Consider the following 19,942-nt stretch of genomic DNA (forward strand, 5'->3'; position numbering starts at 1 on the left):
CTGCCTACAGGAAACTCGCCGGTGCGCGACCCCCTGCGGCAGGTCCAGCGCATTGTGACAGCGAGACAACTTCACAATTATGCCACGCGAATGGGGCGCGCAAAAACGCGGTCGACGTTGTTCTGCTCACCCACAAGGAATTCTCGGGTGCCCACGAACTCGAAGCCGAGCCCGCGGTAGGCCTGCCTGGCTCGGGTGTTCTTCTCATTGGTCCCCAGCCACACGTACGGCTCCGGCCAGTTCTCGGCCCACTCTTCGAGCTCGGCCCTGGTCGCCTCCCACAGGAGGCTTCCTGCGCCTCGTCCGCGCAGGCTTCGATCGAGGTAGAACTTTGATAGCTCGACGAGCGGCCCGCGCCTGGGCCGTCCGGCGACGACGGCGTCGACCGGCGCTCCCCTGTCGGCGCCGGAGACTCCGCCGTCCTCGGGAAGGTAGGTCAACGAGTACCCCAAAAGCTTGCCGCCGACCTCCAGGGCCATCGTGAGGCAGCCCGGGTCACCGACGTAGCGTTCGAAATGCTCCTCGCCCAGGCTTTCGGCGATGAAGGCGTCGATGTCCTGTTTGGGCATTCCCTTCGGGCAGGCGTCCGGGAAGGTCCTCGCTGCAAGGCTTGCCAGCCCGGGCACGTCCGCCGCCGCCGCCCGCCGGACTTCGGCCCTCGCGGGATGCGCCGCCTTCGCAGGCGCCAGGTATCCGTGCGCGGCGAGCGCCCGCCGCTCTTTCTTGCCGAGGGAAGCGGCATTGATTTTCTCGATCATGTCCGGGCGACGTTCAATGGTTCTCTCGATCGCCCGATCGCGCCGCCACCGGGCTACGGCTCCGTGGTTGCCCGAGGTCAGAACCTCGGGGATCTCTCGACCCCGCCACACTGCCGGCCGGGTGTAGACAGGGTATTCCAGCAGCCCTGCCACGCCGTGGGACTCCTCGAGGAGCGACTCGGGGTTGCCGACCATGCCGGGAAGCAGGCGCCCGACCGCCTCGACGAGGGCGACGGCCGCGACCTCGCCGCCGTTGAGCACGTAGTCCCCCAAGGAGTACTCGAAGACGCGCACGCCGGGCCTCTCGGCGTACTCGCTCGCCACCCTCGCGTCGATCCCCTCGTATCGTCCGCAGGCCACGACGATGCGTTCGGCGCGTGCGAGCTCCTCGCATGCACGCTGCGTCAGAGGCTTTCCCGCGGGAGTCGGGATGGCGAGGACGACGTCGCCGGACGCCGCATCGGCGCCAATGACTTCGTCGAGGGCCTTTCCCCATACGTCGGGCCGCATCACCATTCCTGCGCCGCCGCCGGCCGGAGTGTCGTCGACCGTTCTGTGAGGATCGTCCGTCCAGTCGCGAAGGTCGTGGGCGACGACGTCGAGGATTCCCCTCTCTTGGGCCTTTCCCAGCAATGAGAGCTCTAGAACGTCGAAAAACCTCGGAAACACCGAGATGATGTCAATTCGCATTATTCCTCCTCAGCGGCCTCTTCCCGCTGGTCGTCGCTCTTCTCGCCCAGATCGGCGCCATCCGCCTCGCCGTCCGCTGAGAAAAGCCCCTGGGGCGCCCGAACGACGACGCAATTGTCGTCCAGGTCGACCTCGGTGACGATCTCGCGCACAAAGGGAACCCTGGCGACGTCTCCGTCCGGCTCGCGGACCACGAGCATGTCTTGGGCGGGAAACGTCTCCAGCCCTATAATCCTTCCAAGCTCGTACCCTTCGGGATCGAGCACTTCCAAGCCCACGAGCTCGTGCTCGTAGAAGGCGTCCTCCTCGACATAGTCGTCTTCGTCGGTCTCGACGGTGAGTTTGACGCCTCTCAGCCGCTCGGCCATCGTTCGATCCGTGCACTCGGAGAACATCGCGTATATTGCGCCCTTGTACTCGCGGGTTCGCGCCACGGTGAGCGGGCCGGCCTCCTGAGGGTCGGTCTCGAGCATGGCTCCGATTCCGAGGCGTCGCTCCGGCTGGTCTGTGCGCACGTCAAGGCGCAGCTCGCCCTTGAGACCGTGCGGGGCGCCGATGACGGCGACAGTTAGCTGCAATATCTCTCCTTCGATCGACGAACGGTTTGAAACGCGATGGCTGACCTGAGCCTCGATCCGCTTCCTAGGATACCGGTCGCACGCGAACAACTGTTGAAGCGCACGAAGAGGGTCGGCCAAACCGCAAGGCTGGCCGACCCTTCTTTAACGCCGTTGAACTTAACTCTGATCGGTTTCGATCACGTCAACTCGCACATTCCCTTTGGGGGAAAGCGCGCCCACGACCAAGCGCAAAGCTTTGGCCGTGCGGCCGTTGCGTCCGATAACACGCCCGAGATCCTCAGGATTGACGCGAACCTCAAGCAGCTCGCCACGGCGGTTGCTCCGAGCACGCACATCCACGTCCTCGGGTGAATCGACTATTCCACGCACAAGGTGCTCGAGCGCATCGGCGATCATCAGGCCTCCTCGGCCGATTCCTCAACGGCCTCGGCTGCGGCGGCCTCCGCCGCGATCTTCGCCTCGGCGGCAGCGGCGCGGCGCTTCTCGGCTTCGTTCTGAACCGATTCCACCGCAGCTTTCCGGGCCCCTTCGACGTCGACCGACTCCTTGACCTTAAGGCGGCCTTCGGCGCCCGGAAGCCCCTTGAACTTCTGCCAGTCGCCAGTCACCTTGAGCTGGGCGAGCACGGGTTCAGTGGGCTGTGCGCCGACGGAAAGCCAGTACTGGACGCGGTCGGAATCGATTTCGATAAGCGAAGGATTCTCGGTCGGATGATATTTGCCGATCTCCTCGATGACGCGGCCGTCGCGCTTCTTTCGTGAATCGACGACGACGACGCGGTAATGAGGCGCACGGATCTTGCCCATGCGCTTGAGACGGATCTTGACTGCCACTTGTGTGGTCACTCCTGGTTCTACTTTAGGTTGGGCCGACGCAATCGCGGTGGGAGTCGCGGTGCAGAAGGCCCGAGACTGAGGCAGCCAGAGGATGAGAGGGCCCTCTTTCGCCCGAGTACAAAGCCTTAGTTTGCCAGATGCACGGCTCGCCCGGCAATCGGAGCCACAACCGGGCACGTGCAGTCAGACACATGCCGACGAAGCCAGGCGTCAGCCCTGCGATCTTGGGAGGCACAGCACTCCAGTACTTCCGCTTCGCCATAGTTTCGAAACGACAATCCTGCCTGCCCGCCGTAGGCTCCCACCGCTGCTCCTCACTCCCGACGGATGGCCAACCGTCCTTGCCCATAATCCTAGGCGATTTCATTATGAGTACGCTTCCCATCGTGGGCATACGTCTCGTCATAACCGCGCGTCCGGCGGTTTTCGGGAAGGCGAATGCCGTGGATCGCACCGCATTTGCCATGTTCCTCTGTCGCTGGCCCCGAGCAAACTCGGAGAATACTCTGGTGACAGTCGAAACCCCCGCCAAAGACCTCAGCCGCTACGCCTGGCTTTCCGTGGTTGCCGCGGCGGCCACCATTACGATGAAGACGGCAGCCTACTTCGTGACGGGCTCGGTGGGCCTGCTCTCGGACGCGGCCGAATCCGTGGTCAACCTCGTGGCAGCCGTCGTAGCGCTCGTTGCCCTCAAGCAGGCCGCCAAACCCGCGGACTCCCAGTTTGCTTTCGGCAGATCGAAGGCCGAGTATTTCTCCTCCACCGTCGAGGGGACGATGATCTTCGTCGCGGCAGGTTTCATTGTCGTGAGCGCCGTGGGAAGGATCATTCGCCCCGCGCCGATCGACAATCTTGGACCGGGTCTGGCGATATCCGTCGCCGCCTCGGTCGTCAATGGAATAGTCGCAGTGGCGTTGGTGCGGGCCGGGCGGCGCTGGCGTTCGCCGGCGCTCGTCGCAGACGGGCGGCACCTGTGGACCGACGTCATCACGTCTGTCGGCGTCGTCCTGGGGGTCGGCCTTGTGGTCGCCACGGAATGGGACGTGCTCGATCCCGTCGTCGCACTTCTCGTCGGCCTGAACATCCTGGTCACCGGCTGGCGTCTGCTCAGGGGATCGATACGCGGCCTCATGGACGTCACTCTCTCAGCCGAGCAGAACCAGGCCCTTATCGAGGTTCTCGCGAGATTCACAACGGAGTCGGTGCGATTCCACGGGCTTCAAACGCGCGCGGCGGGCCAAGCTTCCTTCGCGAACGTCCACATGCTCGTTCCCGGTTCGTGGACGGTCGGCCGCGGCCACAAATTGGCCCACAACGTCGCCGAGGCGCTTTCCGCAGCCGTTCCGGGGCTCGACTCCCAGATCCACGTCGAGCCGATCGAGGACCCCCGCTCCTACGAGGACATACCGACCGGTTCGCTCAGCGTCGGCGACGGCGACCTCCCCGCGGCCAAAGCCGCGGGCGGCCAGGCCTAATGCCCTGTGACTACGCGGCCCCTGACGTTTGACGCGGGTCTTTCGCCGGCAGTCCTCCACCACCAATACGGCCTTTCGCCGGCGGTCTTCCAATACGCCCTTTCGCCAACCGCCTTCTGACGCAGAGCCCCTCGCGCCAATGCCGCAGCGTCTCCAAGCGGCGGTCAAACCGGCGCGAGCAACCCGCCGGCGTCCGTTCAAACAATCGTCGCCGTCTGGCTGCCGGGGGCCGGCCTCTTCCGCGCATTTGACTATGCGGTCGCGAGCGTCCCGCCGACCAGTTCCCCGTCGATGAACACCGCGGCCGGACGCGAGACGGCCGCGATGTCCTTTTCCGGGTCCTCCGCGTACACGACGACGTCGGCCGGAGCACCCTCCTCCCAGGAAGGAAGGCCAAGCAGAGAACGGCCGGAGTGGCTCGCGGCGGCCATGACGAGGCCCGCGGGGAGTCCGGCGTCGACGGCAGCGCGAAGCTCGACGTCGAGCGTCCTGTCTTTTCCTTCTCCCTCGGTGTCCGTGCCCATGACGAAATGCGCGCCCACATCCGCCATGAGCGCGAAATGGTCGAATCTCCCCCGGTACATCGCGAGCATCCGTTCACGGTAGACGGGGTATTTTCCCGCCCGTTCCGCGATGGAGGCGAACGTGCCTGTCTGACAGACCGTCGGATCGAGAATCACGCCGCGCCGCGCCGCCTCGCGAAGCTGGTCTTCGTTCATCCCCGAACCGTGTTCTATGCAGTCGACTCCGGCTTCGAGCGCGTCGTCGACCGTTTCCACCCCAAAAGTGTGGACGGCGACCTTCGCACCGGCCTCGTGTGTGGCGGCGACGGCGTCGGCGAGCACGTCCCGCGGCCAAAGCGGGCGCAGATCCGAATCGGCCCCTTCCGTTCGGTCGATCCAATCGCCGACGAGCTTGACCCAGCCGTCGCCGCGCGCGGCCTGGCGCACGACCTCGTCCGGAAGCTCCCCCGGCTCGATCTCCGCCGCGACGTTCCGAATATAGCGTTTGGGCCGGGCGATGTGCCGTCCGGACCGGATTGCCTTCGTTCTGCCTCGCGCCGCGAAGCGGGCGACGTCGAGCTGCGCACCCATTTCGCGCACCGTCGTCACCCCGGCCGCACGCGCCGCGTCAAGCCGTCGGATCACCTCGGCGTCGGCGACGGGCTCGGCGGAATGGGACAGGCCAGGGTGCGCGTGGGCATCGACCAGGCCCGGATAGGTCCAGCCCGCTACGGTCTGCGCCGGGCTATCGGGCGCGCTGTGGCGGATCGCGCCGTCGACGATCCACACCTCGGCCAGATCGGTTCCTCGCAAAGGTCCCGTCAGGCGATATGAGGTCACTTGAGGAACCTCGCGAGGTCTTCGAAGTCCGGGTTGCCTCCCGGCTGCCCGGCGCCCTGCGATGCGCCGACGCCGAACGAAGAACCCTTGCCCTTCTGCCCCTGCTGGCTTTGCTCGCGCTCTTGTGCGGCGCGCTTGGCTGGGTTGCCGGAACGTCCCTTCTTGTTCGCGGACTTCTTCTTCGCGGCGCGCTTGGCCTTGCGGCCGCCGCCCCCGATTCCGGGCATCCCGCCCATCCCCGGCATCCCGGGAACGCCTCCCCCGCGCGAGACCTGCTGCATCATCTTGCGCGCCTGTTCGAACCTCTCGACCAGGGAGTTGATCTCTTGAACGGTGGTGCCCGAGCCGCGGGCGATGCGCTGACGCCGCGAACCGTTGAGGATTTTCACGTCCGTCCTCTCCGCCGGGGTCATCGACTGGACGATCGCCTCGATTCGGCCCACGGAGCTTTCGTCGAACGCTTCGAGCGCCTCACGGTACTGCCCCATCCCCGGCAGCATGCCCATGATCTTCTTCATCGACCCCATGCGTTTGAGCTGACGCATCTGCACGAGGAAATCGTCGAGGGTGAACGACCCCTCGCTCATTTTCTCCGCGAGCTCCGCCTGCTGCTGTTCGTCCCACGTGCGCTCCGCCTGCTCGATGAGCGTGAGGACGTCGCCCATGTCGAGGATCCGCGAGGCCATGCGGTCGGCGTGGAACTGCTCGAAGTCCGTGAGCTTCTCGCCGGTGGAGGCAAACATGATGGGGACGCCCGTCACGCCCCGCACGGACAGGGCCGCGCCGCCTCGGGTGTCGCCGTCGAGCTTGGAGACGACGACGCCGGTGAATCCGACTCCGTCCTGGAAGGCGTTGGCCGTGGCGACGGCGTCCTGGCCGATCATCGCGTCAATGACGAAAAGCACTTCATTGGGATTGACGGCGGCCCGGATGTCGATGGCCTGGCGCATCATTTCTTCGTCGATGCCGAGGCGCCCGGCGGTGTCGACCACCACGACGTCGTACCCGTACTCTTCGGCCCGAGCCAGGCCGGATCGCGCCACCGCGACCGGGTCGCCGACGCCGTTGCCGGGCTCGGGCGCCCACACGTCGACCCCCGCCTGCCCGCCGACCACCTGGAGCTGGTTGACCGCGTTGGGGCGCTGGAGGTCGGAGGCGACGAGCAAGACCTTCCTGTTGCGCTCGGTTCGCAGCCATCGCCCGAGTTTGCCGGCGAGCGTCGTCTTGCCCGCGCCCTGAAGGCCGGCGAGCATGATGACGGCCGGCCTGCGGGAAAGGTCGAGCTCGCGGGTTTCGCCGCCGAGGATTTCGACGAGCTCGTCGTTGACGATCTTGACCACTTGCTGGCCGGGGTTGAGAGCCTTCGAGGCGACGGCCCCCGTCGCCTTTTCGCGAACTGCCGCGGTGAAGGAGCGGACGACGGGCAGGGCGACGTCGGCGTCGAGCAGCGCGCGGCGTATCTGCGAGATCGTCTCCTCGACGTCGGAAGCCGAAAGGCGCCCTTTGGACCGGAGGCTCTTGAACGATCCTGTGATGCGGTCGGAAAGAGTGTTGAACACGGGCCTACCTCTTGTTGGGGACGCTTGTGGAACTGTGGCAATTCTACGCCATGCGCCTTGAGGAGGCCCCTCGGGTTTGTGCGGCATCCCTAACGCGATCCGCCGAGACGCCCCTTCTTCGCAACCCGGGCGCGGGACAGCCCGCCCGGCAAAATAGACATGGTTTGCGCACCTCGCACACAACTGCGGGCGAGGACGTTCGACGACGCCTCCGTTGAAGCGTTCACAGGACGCTCGGGGCCTGCAAAAGCGCATCTATCTCGAATGGTCCCTGGAAAGCGATGGGAACCATCGACATCGGAACGAATGCAGTGAAGGGCGTCGATGCTTTTTGGGCCGGGTTCCAAGAGCAATGGGAGCCTACAATCCCGAACTTTCGCCCAAAGAGCGTCTTGTGCAGAGTTTGGCCCGTGGCCGGTGGAAGGCTGCTCCGTACGGCGCCAAAATTTCGATCGACATAGCCTCTCTCACCGCCGGGGAGGCCCTCACGCCAGCCGGAGCCTTCGCCCTCGGTCAAATCGGAGGCATATTAGTCGATGTGGCGCACAAGGCCGTGGATTCCAAGGTTGAGGAGAATATAGACGCTGTCCAATGGGATTAGGAGGCGCCCTGGCAGCGGCGGTTGTCCCGAGGAGCTGTCGCCAAACTCAACGTTTCCTTGGACCAAGGCTCGCGCGACGTCAAAGACACTGACGAGCAGGAGGGCCCGAAGTACGGCAAGGACCTGGGAAGCGGCGGGAGTCCAGGCAAAGACGGAGGCTCGGGCGGCGACGGCGGGTCGGCTCCGAGCAAAGATCCCAAAATCGATTTCGACAAGTTGAGGTAAAGGACAATGGTCACCATCGACACGGAATTCAAATCCGACCTGGCTTCCATTCAGCAGCACATCAACGATCTCGACAGCAAGGCCACGACTCTCAACGACTGCGTCAGCGACTTCAGCGGGGTGCGAAAGCGCGTGAATTCCGCTTGGCCTTCGGGGAAGACCGCTGACGCAGCAGACGTCGAAATGTACAACTACGCTGCGGACCTCGAAGATGCGTGCAACGACATAAAGACCTACAAGGGTTATGTCCAAAGCTTGTACGACGCTTTGACCCCGGTCAAGGACGAACTTGAGGCGATGCGTGGAAACGCGGAAGACAACGATCTGGAAATTAAGAACAACGTCATCCAGGAGCCGGAGAAACCCGGCAACGGCGCTTCAAACGGCGATAAGAAAGACTACGACTTCAAGGTAAGAGTCTTCAATCGTCTGAAGGAGCGTTCCAAGAAGGCCCGTGACGACGAGGCGAGCGCGCATTCGACTTTTCAGAGCAGCTGCAAGGGCGTCCTGAAGGCAGAAATCGATCCGATGGCGGAATACTACCGCACCCCCGGGGTGCTGATGACGGGAGGCCCGCCCAGCATTCTTTCGCGAGCGGTCGATCAAGCCGAGCCCGAGATCAGAGACGAACCAAAAACATTCTCAAAACTGGGAGACTACGCCAAAGCGATCGGCATGCCTGAAAAGGTCGTGTCCATAGCGGACCAGTTCGCGGACATCGTACCGGACGGGGGCGTGGGCGAACAGGTGCTCAAAGGCTTCGGCAAGCTAACGGGCTTCGCCGATATTGGACTAAATGCGCTTCAAGGCTTAGACACGTTCGTCCACTCGTACCAAGAACAGAAAGAGACCTCGTCACACAATCCTGAAAACTCGCCGCTTGAGGTCGAGATACAGAGCACAATGCGCGGCGCTTGGGAAGCGAACCCCAATTTCCTGAACGCAGCTGCCGGCCTAGTGGGAGATGCGGGAGGCCCTCTTGGTTCCTTTTTGCTTGGAGAGGCTGCAGAGATGGCGGGCGGCGGATCTCACTGGCTTTTTGACAGCACGGCTGAGAATGTGATCAATCATTTCGGGGTGCTCGACTGCGTGGATTGGACCGATTGACGCATGCCTTGCGTGACATTGCCGGAGAAATGGTCGTGGCGCAACGGCCCATTCGTCGCGGGCCAAGATGTGAAGGAGGCACGGGGGCCTGCGGGCTCTTTCGGAGTCGAGCCCAGCCTCATTCTCAACGAGGTGCGCCACCCCGGCGTCCCGCTCGGGAAGTGGCTGCGCAACACGCTGAAAGAGATTGAGCGCGACTTGCCTTCGCTGCACGTCATCGACGTCGCCCAGACGCGATTGGGCGACGTCGCCGCGGACGTCATCTGGGCAACCCGAAGCCTCGCCGTCAACTTAACCCAAGTCGAGTACTTGACCCTGACAGAAAGCTCCGGGATCATCCTTCTGTTCACATGCAGCTCCGCCGATTTCGCGGCCCTCAACGAGGAGTTCGCGCGGTGCGCGCAATCTCTGGAGACCGAAGCTTGAAAGCACGGATTAATGCGACCGAGTGGCGGGAAATCCAACGAGTCCTGGCAGGCGTCAAGGGCGCCCCAGGCGTCCTTGACGCTCTCGCCCCTTTTGGATTGTGGACGGACGGCGCGCTGACCCCTGAGGCGCTTGGCCTTTTCCGGGGGTTCGCCGAGCGCAGGGGCAGTGTGACCGCGCGCCTGAGAAGCCGTTCCGGGCTTGTCGCCTGCCAAGCTTGGTTTTCGCAGTCAAGAGCCGGAACCATCATGATTGACGACGGCGAAGCGCTAGTCTTCCAACAGTGCGCCCCGGGATTCTTCCCCGTTTTCCTCCGTGGTTTCCTGCGAATAGCCCCGTTGCCGCTCGCCAAAAGCGAAGGCGCCGTCATCGAAATCGAGACCGTGACAAGGCTTTTGGAAGCGAAAGAAGACAACGGCGGACTCGAAGGCGACGACGAGAGGCTCGCCGACTCCCTCCGCGAGGCTGCTCCCGAAGTGTGGCGCGCCGTCGTGGACGGGGACTGGCGGCTCTGGTCGGTGACAGCCGGAAGAGTTCGCGAGGGTCGCCGGAGCGCGGGCGACGCCCTCGTCGTGCTTGCAACCCCGCACGGATCCCTCGGCGTCCTTCCAGGCGGGAGAAACGCGAGCATCGCTGCCGTCGTGCCGCTGCGCTCGTCCACGATCTGGGAGGTTCTTACCCGGATGATCGCCCCGGCCTGCTGAATAGCCCATCCAGTCAAACCGTCTTTCTCGCCGGCATCCGGCTTAGCGAGATTGTCTTCTCGACGTCAGGGACCGAGAGGCTCTTTCTACGCTGGAGGCTTTCGCACCATCGGCAGTACGACAAGAAAGAGCATTGAACGCGGGCTTGCCGCTTGTTGAGAATGCTTGTGAAACTGCCCAGGGGCGCGCTTTGGAACTGAAGAGTCTCTTGTCCACACGTCCTGAAGGGTTCTTTGGGCTTCTCGCGCGACAGCCTCCGCAAAACTCCCGTTTCGACGGGTCAGCGACGAAGCAGAAACGCGACATTGTGGAAACACGCTTCAATTTCAACTTAAATTAGAATAGCGAAACAAATTAAATAAGCGTTAAAAAGACACTATTCACATAGATTTGGTACTACTACAGTTAAAAAAAGTTATTGTGTGCAGCTTTTGTGTATTGACATCTTCCGCGAAGCAATGTTAGATTTTCTATACAAAAGGGATAGAGGCATAAGGACTCTACGAAGGCCCAAAAATGTGCTTCTACACATAAAATAACTGCTAGGAGGATCGATGTCTCACGATCTACTAAAAATAGACTTTCCGCAGATATATCATGCCGTTTCTATATCGAACGACATAAAAGAAACTGTATGTAGTTTAAGACTTCCTTTTTCGAGCGGATTTGATCGTTCGCAGCATTATGACTCTGAAGTTAGCCGAGTCTTCAATAAAATGCTTCGGATTCTATGCGAGGACCTCAACGAGTTAAATATCAATTTGAAAACAGGGGCTCAAGACATCGAAAACGCCGATGAGGGCGAACGGCAGAAATATCGCTTTCCCTGGCAAGAGACTCCTGGCAGCCGCTCCAAACCCGATCCTATGCATCCGCAACCAACAGAGCCGTATCCCGGAGAGCGAGGCGGCGACTGGACCTCGACTCCAGGGGAAAGAAACGATCGGGAAAGGTATATGTGACTCATGGCTAGCATAGACACTGAATTCAAGGCGGATCTGGCGAGAATCGAGATGCGGTTCTATGATCTCGCAAAACTCGCTAACACTCTTGATGAGTGCTTCAACGATATCGGCGGCGTCCAAAAACGCATAAAAATTTCCTTCTTGGGCGATACCGCAAGCGAAGCCGAAAAGAAGGTCTACAACTACTCTTCAGACCTCCAAGACGCACGAGACGATATAAATACGTACAAAGGTTACGTCCGTGATCTTTATGATTCGCTCACTTCCGTTAAGTCGGAACTTGATTCAATCTTAGCTGACGCACAGAATGGTCAACTAGACATATCAGGCTTCAAAATAACCGAACCCGAGAAACCTGGAGAAGATAGTGACGATAAGAGCGACTCAGACTACAAAAATAAAAAAGAGCTATTTAACTCGCTTAAAAATCGTTCTAAAGACATTCGAACTACAGAATCACAAGCGCACGCTTCATTCCAGGCAAATTGTAAGTTAGTCCTGCGCGGAACCATTGATCCCTTGGCGGAGTACTACGAAAGTGAAATAAGTGTAAAAATAGGAGGATCGCCGAGTGTGCTTAAGCGAGCAATTGATGAAGTGCAGCCGGATATTCCTGACGACGTAGACAGTCATCCAAATATAGCGAATGCGACTAAAGGGTTCGGATTGACGGAAAAGGCGGTATCGATAGCGGACGAGGTGTTTGGATTCATACCTGGAGGGGGTGTCGCGAAGACATTGCTCAAGGGCGCCGGGAAGCTGTCAGGCGTCCTAGACATCGGAGTGAACGTGCTTCAGGGCATTGATGCTTTTTCTGCGGGTTATCAGGAACAATACTCCATGGCATCGGAGAACCCGGAAAACTCGCCTTTGGAGCGCACGCTGCAAGCCACGCTCCGCGGGACGTGGGAAACCGGACCGCATGTCCTCAACGTCGCCGCCGGCGTCGGCGGGGAGGCGCTGTCTCCTTTCGGATCCTTGCTCCTGGGAACCGTCACGGAACAAGAGGGAAAACCACTGCTCGACTCCGCCGAAGGCGTTGTAGAGTCTGGCATCAACTCCATCGGGATACCCGATTGGCTCGATTGGACCGATTGACGCATGGTGCACCTTACATTGCCCGATCAATGGTCATGGCGCAACCGCCTACCCATCGATGGAGGGCTAGTGCGCAAAGCCGTAGGCCCTCCCGGCGCTTTCAAGATTGAACCAAACCTCATTCTCGAAGAAATCAGCCACCCTGGTGTATCGCTGGAGGACTGGACGCGGCAAGCCTTGAGCAAGCTCAAACGTGATTTTCCTTCCTTGCGCTTGATCGATGTTGCTCAGACTCACCTGGGCGGCGTTACAGCCCACGTCATCTGGGCGACCCGAACCTTTGAGTTCAGCACCACTCAGATCGAGTATCTGCTCCTAACCGAAGAATCGGGGGTCATCCTCGTTTTCACGTGCAGTTCGGCTGATTTTTCCAGGCTCAGCGAGACATTTGCAAAGTGTGCGCAGTCGCTGGAGGCGATCCCGTGAAAGCACGCATGAACAATCGTGAGTGGCAAGAGATCCAGCGTGTTTTGGCCGGCGGTTCGGGCGACTGCGGAATCCTCGGTTCTCTGGCTCCTTTCGGCCTTTGGAGCAATGGCGCTTTGACCGCCGAGGCCGTCAGTCTTTTCAAGGGATTTGCAGAGCGCACCGGCCGAGTCACGGTGCATAGAAGGAATCGATTCGAAACGGAGGCCTGCCAAGCGTGGTTCGGCCAGTCCAGGGCAGGAACCATCATGATTGACGACGGCGAGGGCCTCATTTTTCAAGAATGCAGGCCCGGGGCGTTTCCCATGCTTCTGCTGCCCTTTCTAAGGATCGGCCCCTTGCCGCTCGCCAAAGCAGACGTCGCCGCCGTCAAGAGCCGCCCCGTGACATCATTGCTCGCCGACGCCGAAGTCGAAGGCGAAGATGAGAGGCTCGCCGATTCCCTCCGTGAGGCTGCGCCCGATGTGTCGCGCGCCGTCATAGACGGCGACTGGCTCCTCTGGTCGGTCGCAGTCACTGAGCTCCGCGAGAGCTCCCCGCGCACAAGCGATGCGCTAGTCGTGCTCGTGACTCCAGGGGGATTTCTCGGCTTTCTGCCGCATGCATCGGACCCGGACGCGCTCATCGCCATGCCGCTGCGCTCAGCAACGATTTGGGAGGCCTTGACCCAGATGATCGCCCCGGCCTGCTGAGTGTTCACCGGCCTGCCGAGCCTCTGCAGTTTTCCATGAAAAGCACCTTTGTTCTTTAACGCGGTCAAGTTTTGGAACTGATGATCGACTAAGACACTTTTCCTAGGCATGAAACTTGCTTTTGTCCTTAGTCTTTTTGTCTTAATCATTTGCTTGTCGGATGTAACCATATGCTCGCTCCGATTTGCCTCACGTGACTTTAAGAAACAAAGTCTCGGATTCAGAGCGGCAAGGCTCGAAACAGACACATGGAAGGGGTCGCCCCCGCCATATCAGCGGGGGCGACCCCTGTGTGCCGTCGCGTCAAACACTCGTCGTTTCCGGGGTGGTCGGCCTCAGGCGCCCCTCTCTGCGCTGCCGCGCAACTACGACCCAGGCGAAGCACCGGACGTCTGCTTTTCAGGCAGTGAGCGCGTCGACGAAGCCCTCGGCGTCGAAGGGCGCCAGGTCGTCCACGCCCTCTCCCAAGCCCACGAACTTCACTGGAACCCCGAGTTCGCGCTGGACGGAAATGACGATGCCGCCTTTGGCGGTGCCGTCCAGCTTGGTCAGGACAATGCCGGTGATGCCCGTGACTTCGGCGAACACCTCAGCCTGGCGCATGCCGTTCTGGCCGGTTGTTGCATCGAGGACGAGAAGCACCTCGTTGACGGGAACGCGCTTGGACATCACCCGCTTGATTTTTCCGAGCTCGTCCATGAGCCCCGACTTGTTCTGCAGACGGCCGGCGGTGTCGACGAGGACCACGTCGACGTCGGTCTCGCGCCCCTTGTCGATGGCGTCGAAGGCGACGGACGCGGGGTCGGCGCCCTCGCGGTCGGATCGCACAACGTCTACGCCGACGCGCTCGCCCCAGGTCTGGAGCTGGTCTGCCGCCGCGGCGCGGAAGGTGTCTGCGGCCCCGAGCAGCACGCGGCTGCCCTCGGCCACGAGCACCCGTGCAAGCTTGCCGACCGTCGTCGTCTTCCCCGTTCCGTTCACCCCGACCATGAGAATTGAGGCCGGGTCGCCGTCGATCCGCTCGAGGTGAAGGCTCCTGTCCGCGGCGGGGTCGATGAGCTCGAGGAGTTCCTCGCGGAGAATCGCCTTCACGCGCTCCGGGTCGCGGGTTCCCTCGACCTTCGTGCGCTTCTTCAGATTGTCCATAATTTGCGTGGTGGCTTCCAGGCCGACGTCGGCCATGAGAAGCGTGTCCTCAATCTCCTCCCAATCGGCGGGCGAGAGATCTCCGCGGGAGAGGATCTTCAGGAGCGCGTTTCCAAAGCCCCCGGACCGCGCGAGGCGGGCGCGAAGGCGCTGCATGCGGGAGGGAACAGATTCGGGCGCCTCTATAGGCGCTGCGGTGATCTCCTCGGGTTCGACCTCTGCAAGGTCCGCTTCGCCGCTCTCTGCTTCACCGGTCTCCGGTTCGCGAACTTCCGCTTGAACGGCGCCGGCGGCATCCGGAGCGAGAGCTTCCTCCGCTTCGCCCTCGGGTCCCTCGATGGCCGGCGGTTTCGGCGTCGTCGGAATCTCGGGGCGTCGCCTCTCCCCTCGCTTCTTAATAGCCAGTCCGGCCACGGCGACGAGGCACAACAGGACTATGGCTCCAACAACGTAGTAGATCGTATCGTTCACGCTGCCAGTCTCCCAGACTACGGCCTCGATCGCACCGGAACGCAGCCAAGAGTAATCCGATCCACGGCCAGCCGAGGTGCAAACGGACCCTTGATGCGGACGCCTCGTCTGATGCGGACGCCTCGTCGGCGTGCGCGGAGGCAGTTCACGAGTCCTTTTCTAGAAGAGATCGCCCACGTGCAGAGGGGATCCCACAACCGTATCGACGTCGGCGAACGACACCAACGACACCGAGGATCGCCCACGTGTAGAGGGGATCGCCAGGGACTTCTCTGCAAACACGCACGCATGCTTCGGGCCGCCCCGCAGCGGATCGCCCGCACGACCCCTGAGGTGCGCCCGGACGACGTGCAGACGGAAAGGAGCCACCCTCACGAAGGGTGGCTCCTTTCGAATGCCGGGCGGCTGAGCGCTGAAACTGCGGGTCTGCGTGAAATCCGCACTCGCGCATGCCCTGCGCGCTATGCGGATTTCACGCGCCTGGCACGAGTGGCCTTGGCGGTCTTCACCTTCGGAAGCCTCGGCTTGACCTGGGCGACGGCGCCTTTTTCAGCGTCAACGACCCTGTTTATCTGGGAACTGACGTCCTCTGGCGTGTAGTAGGCCGTCTCGTCTTCCGGGAAGGCTGCGAAAAGCTCTCCCAACGACGCGTCATTCATCTGCACCTCAAAGTCTTCGACTCCGAGGTTCTCGGATCGCCAATTCGAAACCGACTCGGCGACCCAGCCTCTGACGTCCTCCTGGCGCGACGAAAGAATCATCCCGTAGAGGAGGCCCACTACAGCGAGGATGGCTATTACGACGAGGATCAGAATGAACACGCCTTCATTATCAGCCGAAAAGCTGGGAATCTTTAAGAACAAGTGCCCAAAAACAAAGTGAAATCGATTACAGAACCGGAAATGATATCACATTGTTATATTCTGTCAAAGCCATGACCAATGGGCGACTTCGCGGGAACTTTCGGGCGCATGTAGCCGTTGTGTACACCGACGTCTGCTCCGAGGCGACGTCGTTCCCACCGAGGTCTTCACACCCGTTGGAAGGCCTTCGCGTCCGCTCCGAGACCTTCGCGTCATTTCGAACGCCTTCGCTTTCTTTCACAGTGCTTCTCTCCAGTTCGTGCGGCGTCGTGCAAGTTCGGCCGCATTTGCGTCCATTCGAGCGTCTTCGCTTGCTTGGACCTCCGTTCGAAGCGCTTCAGGCGGGCGAGACGTCGCGCAGGCGCTGCGAAACGACAGTGGAAACGCCGTCTTCCCGCATGGTCACGCCGTAAAGCGTGTCTGCCGTTTCCATCGTCCGTTTCTGGTGGGTGACGACCAGCAGCTGAGACGAGCTTTGAAGCTCGGAGAATATCTCGATCAGTCGGGACAGATTGACGTCGTCGAGCGCCGCCTCCACCTCGTCCATGACGTAGAACGGAGAGGGCCGGGCCATGAAGATGGCAACGAGGAATGCCACGGCGGTGAGCGAACGCTCGCCTCCAGAAAGAAGGGACAGCCGCTTGACCCGTTTGCCGGGAGGACGCGCCTCTATTTCGACGCCGGCGGTGAGAACGTCGTCGTCGGTAAGGACTAGGCGGCCTTCCCCGCCCGGAAAGAGGCGCGCGAAGACGTCGGCGAAGCGCTCGGACACGTCCTCTATCGCGCTCGCCATAACCTCCTGCACGCGCCTGTCGATCGTGCGGACGATTCCAAGAAGGTCCTCGCGTGTCCGCTTGAGATCCGCCAACTGCCCCGCTAAGTACTTTTGCCGCTCTTCGAGGGCGGCATGCTCTTCGAGGGCGAGGGGATTGATCTTCCCGAGGCGGGCCATGCCGGACTCGGCCTTCTTCAGGCGCTTTTCCTGCTCTTCGCGCACATAGGGAACCTCGACTCCCTCGTCGAGGGGAATCGGACGGTGCGGTCCGAACTCCTCGATGAGCACAGGCGCTTCGACTCCGAGTTCCTCCAGGGACTTGGAGGCAAGCTGCTCGTATCGCATTCGGGTTTCAGCCCGAAGCAGTTCGTGGCGGTGCGCGGCGTCTTCGAGCTCGCGCAAAGCGGCGTTCGCCTCCTCAAGCTCCCGCCGAACGGCCTTCAGGGCGGAATTGCGAAGCTCGCGCGCCTCTTCCCCGCTCTTTCGCCTCTTCTCGGCCGATTCGCGCACCCGCTGCGCCACCGCCGACGCTCGGGAAGCCCACTCGGCCACACGGCCCGCCAGCTCCGCCGCGCGCTCCCTGCGCCGGGCTTGACGCTCTTCGCGTTCGATCCTTTCCGCGAGCGCCTGCGCGCTTTTCATGAGGGCGTCGGCGCGCCCGGCCACAGCTCGCAGCCGTTCCTCACCCGTTCGCAGAGCCAGCCGCGCCTCCGTTTCGCGGTGGCGGCATTCGCGCGTGCGTTCGTGGGCGGCGCGTTGGGACTCTGCGGCTCGGACGACCCGTTCGGCGAGGTCGTCGGGGTCCGCCTGCACGGCGTCGCGCCGGGCGGACAGAATTTCGAGTTCCTCGCGCTTGCTGCCTAACTCGACGTCGAGGGCGTCCAGGCGTGACGCGTTTGACTCGGCTTCGCTGCGCGACGCCGACAGGGACTGCCTCAAAACGCCAAGCCGCGCTGCTGCCGCCGCCTCGCGCGAATCCCGGGCGGCCAATTCCGCCCCGGTTTTCTCGTGTTCCGAACGAGCCCTGGCAAGACGCTCCTGACAGCGACGCACGCCTTCCTCGGCGGTCTCACCTTCCCGGCGGGCTTTCTCCGCTTCCCGCTCCGCGCTTTCGAAGGCCGCTCTGCGGGCCAAGGTCGAAGCCCGCGAAACCTCGCCGCCCCGTGCGAATTCGCGATCGATCACGTCTCCCGCGAGCGTTGCCGCGGCCGGAGCGCCCGCCTGAATCAAAAGACGAGCGTCCTCAAGGTCCCGGGCAAGGGCGTATTCTGCGAGGAACCTCGCGATCGAATCGGCCGATGAGCCGCTTGCGCGGACGACGTCGCCCGCGGCCACCGCGCGATCCGGACCCAAACCCGCCGCTGCGACGGCCTCACGCACAAGGCGCTCCGCGCTTTCTCGCCTCGCTCCGCCGGGGTGGACGAGGTGGAGCCTTCCGGCCTCCGCCTCGCGGGCCGCCCGCAACGCGTCAACCGCGGAATCAAGGCTTTCGGCGGCGAGGCCTCCTGCGGTTCCCGCAAGGGCCGCTTCGACAGCGGCCTCCCATCCCCCGTCAACGGCTAGGCTCTCGCGCACGAGCCCGTCTATTCCCGCGCAATTGCCCCATGCCCACGCCGTGGCGTCTTCGGGGGCGAGGGCTTCCTTGAGCGCCTGCGCCTTCGCCTCCCACGAAGCGGTCTGGGATCTCGCCTCCAGCAAGCGGGAGCGGGCCGCCTCTAGCGCGGCCGCCGCGGCGCTGAGCTCCGCGGAGTTCGCCTCGTGCCGCTCGGTCAGCGGGTCTTCGGCTTGGGCTCCAGCCACAATGTCCTGCTCGAGCTGAGCCACTTCGGCCTTTGCCTGATCGGCCCGCCGTTTCGCCGCCTCCAGGCTTTCGCCCGCCCTGCGCTTCTCGGCTTCGAGGGCTTCGACCCGGCTTGACGCAGCGGAGATCTGCCCGGCCATCCTCGCAGCGTCTTCGCGCTTGTCGGCGGCGGCCTTGGCGAGGGCGGCGCGCTCGCGTTCGGCCCGATGCTCGGCGTCCTCCGCCTCTTCACGTTCGGATATCGCTGCCGTGAGGGCGTCTTGCGCCGTCGCGGCCCGCGCCCTCAGCTCGTCCTCTTCGATGCGCGCCCGACCGGCCCGCCGCACGATGTCCTCGGGCCTCTCCCCATGGAAGGGCCTCGCCGCAGACGCAAGGGAGCGCTGCCTTTCACCGGCGAGCTGTCTCAAGGAACGGAAGCGCTCTTCGAGAGAGGCCGCTTTCTCCCACCTTTCGACGAGCGCCGCCAGCTCGGGGCTCGCTGCGGCGGCCTCGGCCTCGAGCCGGGCGAGCCGCGCTTGGGCGTCGCCCACTCGCGCCCTTTCGGCCGCTCGCCGTTCCGAGAGCTTCGATTCGTCGACCTCGTGCGATTCGACCCTCGCCTGCTGCTGCGCGAGATCGTCGGCCAGCAGCCGCGCCCTGGCGTCGCGGGCCTCGGCCTGCATCACCTGGGCCTTGCGGGCGGCTTCCGCCTGCCTCGCCAAGGGCCCGAGCTGCCTGCGCAATTCGGCCGAAAGATCCTCAATCCTCGCCAAAGACCCGCTCATCGATTCGAGTTTGCGCAAGGCCTTCTCTTTCCGCCGCCGATGCTTGAGGACTCCTGCCGCCTCCTCGATGAACCCCCTTCGGTCCTCCGCGCCGGCTTTGAGCACTTCATCGAGCTTGCCCTGGCCGATGATGACGTGCATCTCCCGCCCCATGCCCGTGTCCGAAAGGAGCTCCTGAATGTCGAGCAGCCTGCAGGATGTGCCGTTGATCGCGTACTCGGATCCCCCGCTGCGGAAAAGCGTTCGGGAAATCGTCACTTCCGTGTAGTCGATCGGCAAAACCCCGTCGGAGTTGTCGATCGTGAGCGAGACCTCCGCCCGGCCGAGGGCGGGGCGCTTGGAAGTTCCCGCAAAGATGACGTCGGCCATGTTGCCTCCGCGAAGATTCTTTGCGCCTTGTTCGCCCATCACCCAAGCCAACGCGTCGACGACGTTCGACTTGCCGGATCCGTTCGGGCCTACGACGCAGTTGATTCCCGGCTCGAATCTCAGAATGGTGGCGGTCGCGAAGGATTTGAACCCTCGGAGCGTCAAAGACTTCAGGTGCACGTACACACAATAAGACACATAGGCAAATTACGTGATCTTTCTGGCCCGCAGGCTATAACATATCCCTTATTTTTCGCGGAATTTAAC

Annotated in this window: 19 protein-coding genes; 10 read left to right on the plus strand and 9 right to left on the minus strand. The window is 62.5% G+C overall.

From position 1 onward, the window contains the following. Nucleotides 1-77: 77 nt before the first annotated feature. From trmD to rpsP, 4 genes are all read right to left on the minus strand, one after another. Nucleotides 78-1,448: a tRNA (guanosine(37)-N1)-methyltransferase TrmD gene (trmD, locus tag A4H34_RS09760; RefSeq protein WP_064231965.1), complete on the minus strand. Its 1,371-nt coding sequence runs from the start codon at nt 1,446-1,448 to the stop codon at nt 78-80. After that, entirely contained in the window at nt 1,448-2,026 is a 579-nt protein-coding gene (gene rimM / locus A4H34_RS09765) for a ribosome maturation factor RimM (RefSeq protein ID WP_064231966.1), read from the minus strand. Before rimM ends, trmD begins: the two co-directional genes overlap by 1 nt. 159 nt (nt 2,027-2,185) lie before the next feature. Beyond that, complete coding sequence (locus A4H34_RS10760) at nt 2,186-2,425, minus strand: RNA-binding protein (RefSeq protein WP_009199893.1); 240 nt, start codon at nt 2,423-2,425, stop codon at nt 2,186-2,188. Continuing rightward, complete coding sequence (gene rpsP / locus A4H34_RS09775) at nt 2,425-2,862, minus strand: 30S ribosomal protein S16 (protein WP_064231968.1); 438 nt, start codon at nt 2,860-2,862, stop codon at nt 2,425-2,427. Before rpsP ends, A4H34_RS10760 begins: the two co-directional genes overlap by 1 nt. Nucleotides 2,863-3,329: 467 nt before the next feature. Between rpsP and A4H34_RS09780 the strand changes: the two genes are divergently transcribed. Further along, nucleotides 3,330-4,340: a cation diffusion facilitator family transporter gene (locus tag A4H34_RS09780; protein WP_407946344.1), complete on the plus strand. Its 1,011-nt coding sequence runs from the start codon at nt 3,330-3,332 to the stop codon at nt 4,338-4,340. 251 nt (nt 4,341-4,591) lie between these two features. Here A4H34_RS09780 and A4H34_RS09785 read toward each other — a convergent pair whose 3' ends face one another. Then, complete coding sequence (locus A4H34_RS09785; protein WP_064231970.1) at nt 4,592-5,683, minus strand: amidohydrolase family protein; 1,092 nt, start codon at nt 5,681-5,683, stop codon at nt 4,592-4,594. Further along, nucleotides 5,680-7,242: a signal recognition particle protein gene (gene ffh, locus A4H34_RS09790; protein WP_064231971.1), complete on the minus strand. Its 1,563-nt coding sequence runs from the start codon at nt 7,240-7,242 to the stop codon at nt 5,680-5,682. Before ffh ends, A4H34_RS09785 begins: the two co-directional genes overlap by 4 nt. A 352-nt stretch (nt 7,243-7,594) precedes the next feature. Between ffh and A4H34_RS09795 the strand changes: the two genes are divergently transcribed. From A4H34_RS09795 to A4H34_RS09835, 9 genes are all read left to right on the plus strand, one after another. Then, entirely contained in the window at nt 7,595-7,843 is a 249-nt protein-coding gene (locus tag A4H34_RS09795) for a hypothetical protein (protein ID WP_009199900.1), read from the plus strand. Between the two features lie 57 nt (nt 7,844-7,900). Then, nucleotides 7,901-8,068: a hypothetical protein gene (locus A4H34_RS09800; RefSeq protein ID WP_156510322.1), complete on the plus strand. Its 168-nt coding sequence runs from the start codon at nt 7,901-7,903 to the stop codon at nt 8,066-8,068. Between the two features lie 6 nt (nt 8,069-8,074). After that, on the plus strand, nt 8,075-9,175 hold the full coding sequence (locus A4H34_RS09805; protein WP_064231973.1) for a hypothetical protein: 1,101 nt from the start codon (nt 8,075-8,077) through the stop codon (nt 9,173-9,175). 3 nt (nt 9,176-9,178) lie between these two features. Further along, nucleotides 9,179-9,601, plus strand: coding sequence for a hypothetical protein (locus A4H34_RS09810; protein ID WP_064231974.1), 423 nt, complete (start codon nt 9,179-9,181; stop codon nt 9,599-9,601). Next, nucleotides 9,598-10,305: a hypothetical protein gene (locus tag A4H34_RS09815; RefSeq protein ID WP_064231975.1), complete on the plus strand. Its 708-nt coding sequence runs from the start codon at nt 9,598-9,600 to the stop codon at nt 10,303-10,305. Before A4H34_RS09810 ends, A4H34_RS09815 begins: the two co-directional genes overlap by 4 nt. 554 nt (nt 10,306-10,859) lie before the next feature. Beyond that, complete coding sequence (locus A4H34_RS11100) at nt 10,860-11,267, plus strand: hypothetical protein (protein ID WP_009199906.1); 408 nt, start codon at nt 10,860-10,862, stop codon at nt 11,265-11,267. Nucleotides 11,268-11,270: 3 nt separating this feature from the next. Continuing rightward, the gene (locus A4H34_RS11105) at nt 11,271-12,368 is read left to right on the plus strand and encodes a hypothetical protein (protein WP_156510323.1); all 1,098 of its coding nucleotides are present in this window, start codon (nt 11,271-11,273) and stop codon (nt 12,366-12,368) included. 69 nt (nt 12,369-12,437) lie between these two features. After that, nucleotides 12,438-12,794, plus strand: a complete 357-nt coding sequence (locus tag A4H34_RS09830; RefSeq protein WP_040323495.1) for a hypothetical protein — start codon at nt 12,438-12,440, stop codon at nt 12,792-12,794. After that, nucleotides 12,791-13,486, plus strand: coding sequence for a hypothetical protein (locus tag A4H34_RS09835; protein ID WP_231871030.1), 696 nt, complete (start codon nt 12,791-12,793; stop codon nt 13,484-13,486). Before A4H34_RS09830 ends, A4H34_RS09835 begins: the two co-directional genes overlap by 4 nt. 399 nt (nt 13,487-13,885) lie before the next feature. Here the strand turns inward: A4H34_RS09835 and ftsY are convergent, their stop codons facing one another. The 3 genes from ftsY to smc all read right to left on the minus strand — a co-directional run bounded on the left by ftsY (nt 13,886) and on the right by smc (nt 19,855). Then, the gene (gene ftsY / locus A4H34_RS09840; protein ID WP_009199910.1) at nt 13,886-15,103 is read right to left on the minus strand and encodes a signal recognition particle-docking protein FtsY; all 1,218 of its coding nucleotides are present in this window, start codon (nt 15,101-15,103) and stop codon (nt 13,886-13,888) included. Nucleotides 15,104-15,564: 461 nt separating this feature from the next. Then, nucleotides 15,565-15,924, minus strand: coding sequence for a hypothetical protein (locus tag A4H34_RS09850; protein ID WP_040323497.1), 360 nt, complete (start codon nt 15,922-15,924; stop codon nt 15,565-15,567). A 379-nt stretch (nt 15,925-16,303) separates the two neighbouring features. Next, entirely contained in the window at nt 16,304-19,855 is a 3,552-nt protein-coding gene (smc, locus tag A4H34_RS09855; protein ID WP_064232064.1) for a chromosome segregation protein SMC, read from the minus strand. Nucleotides 19,856-19,942: the final 87 nt, after the last annotated feature.

The organism is Peptidiphaga gingivicola (assembly GCF_001652275.1).
Classification (GTDB): domain Bacteria; phylum Actinomycetota; class Actinomycetes; order Actinomycetales; family Actinomycetaceae; genus Peptidiphaga; species Peptidiphaga gingivicola.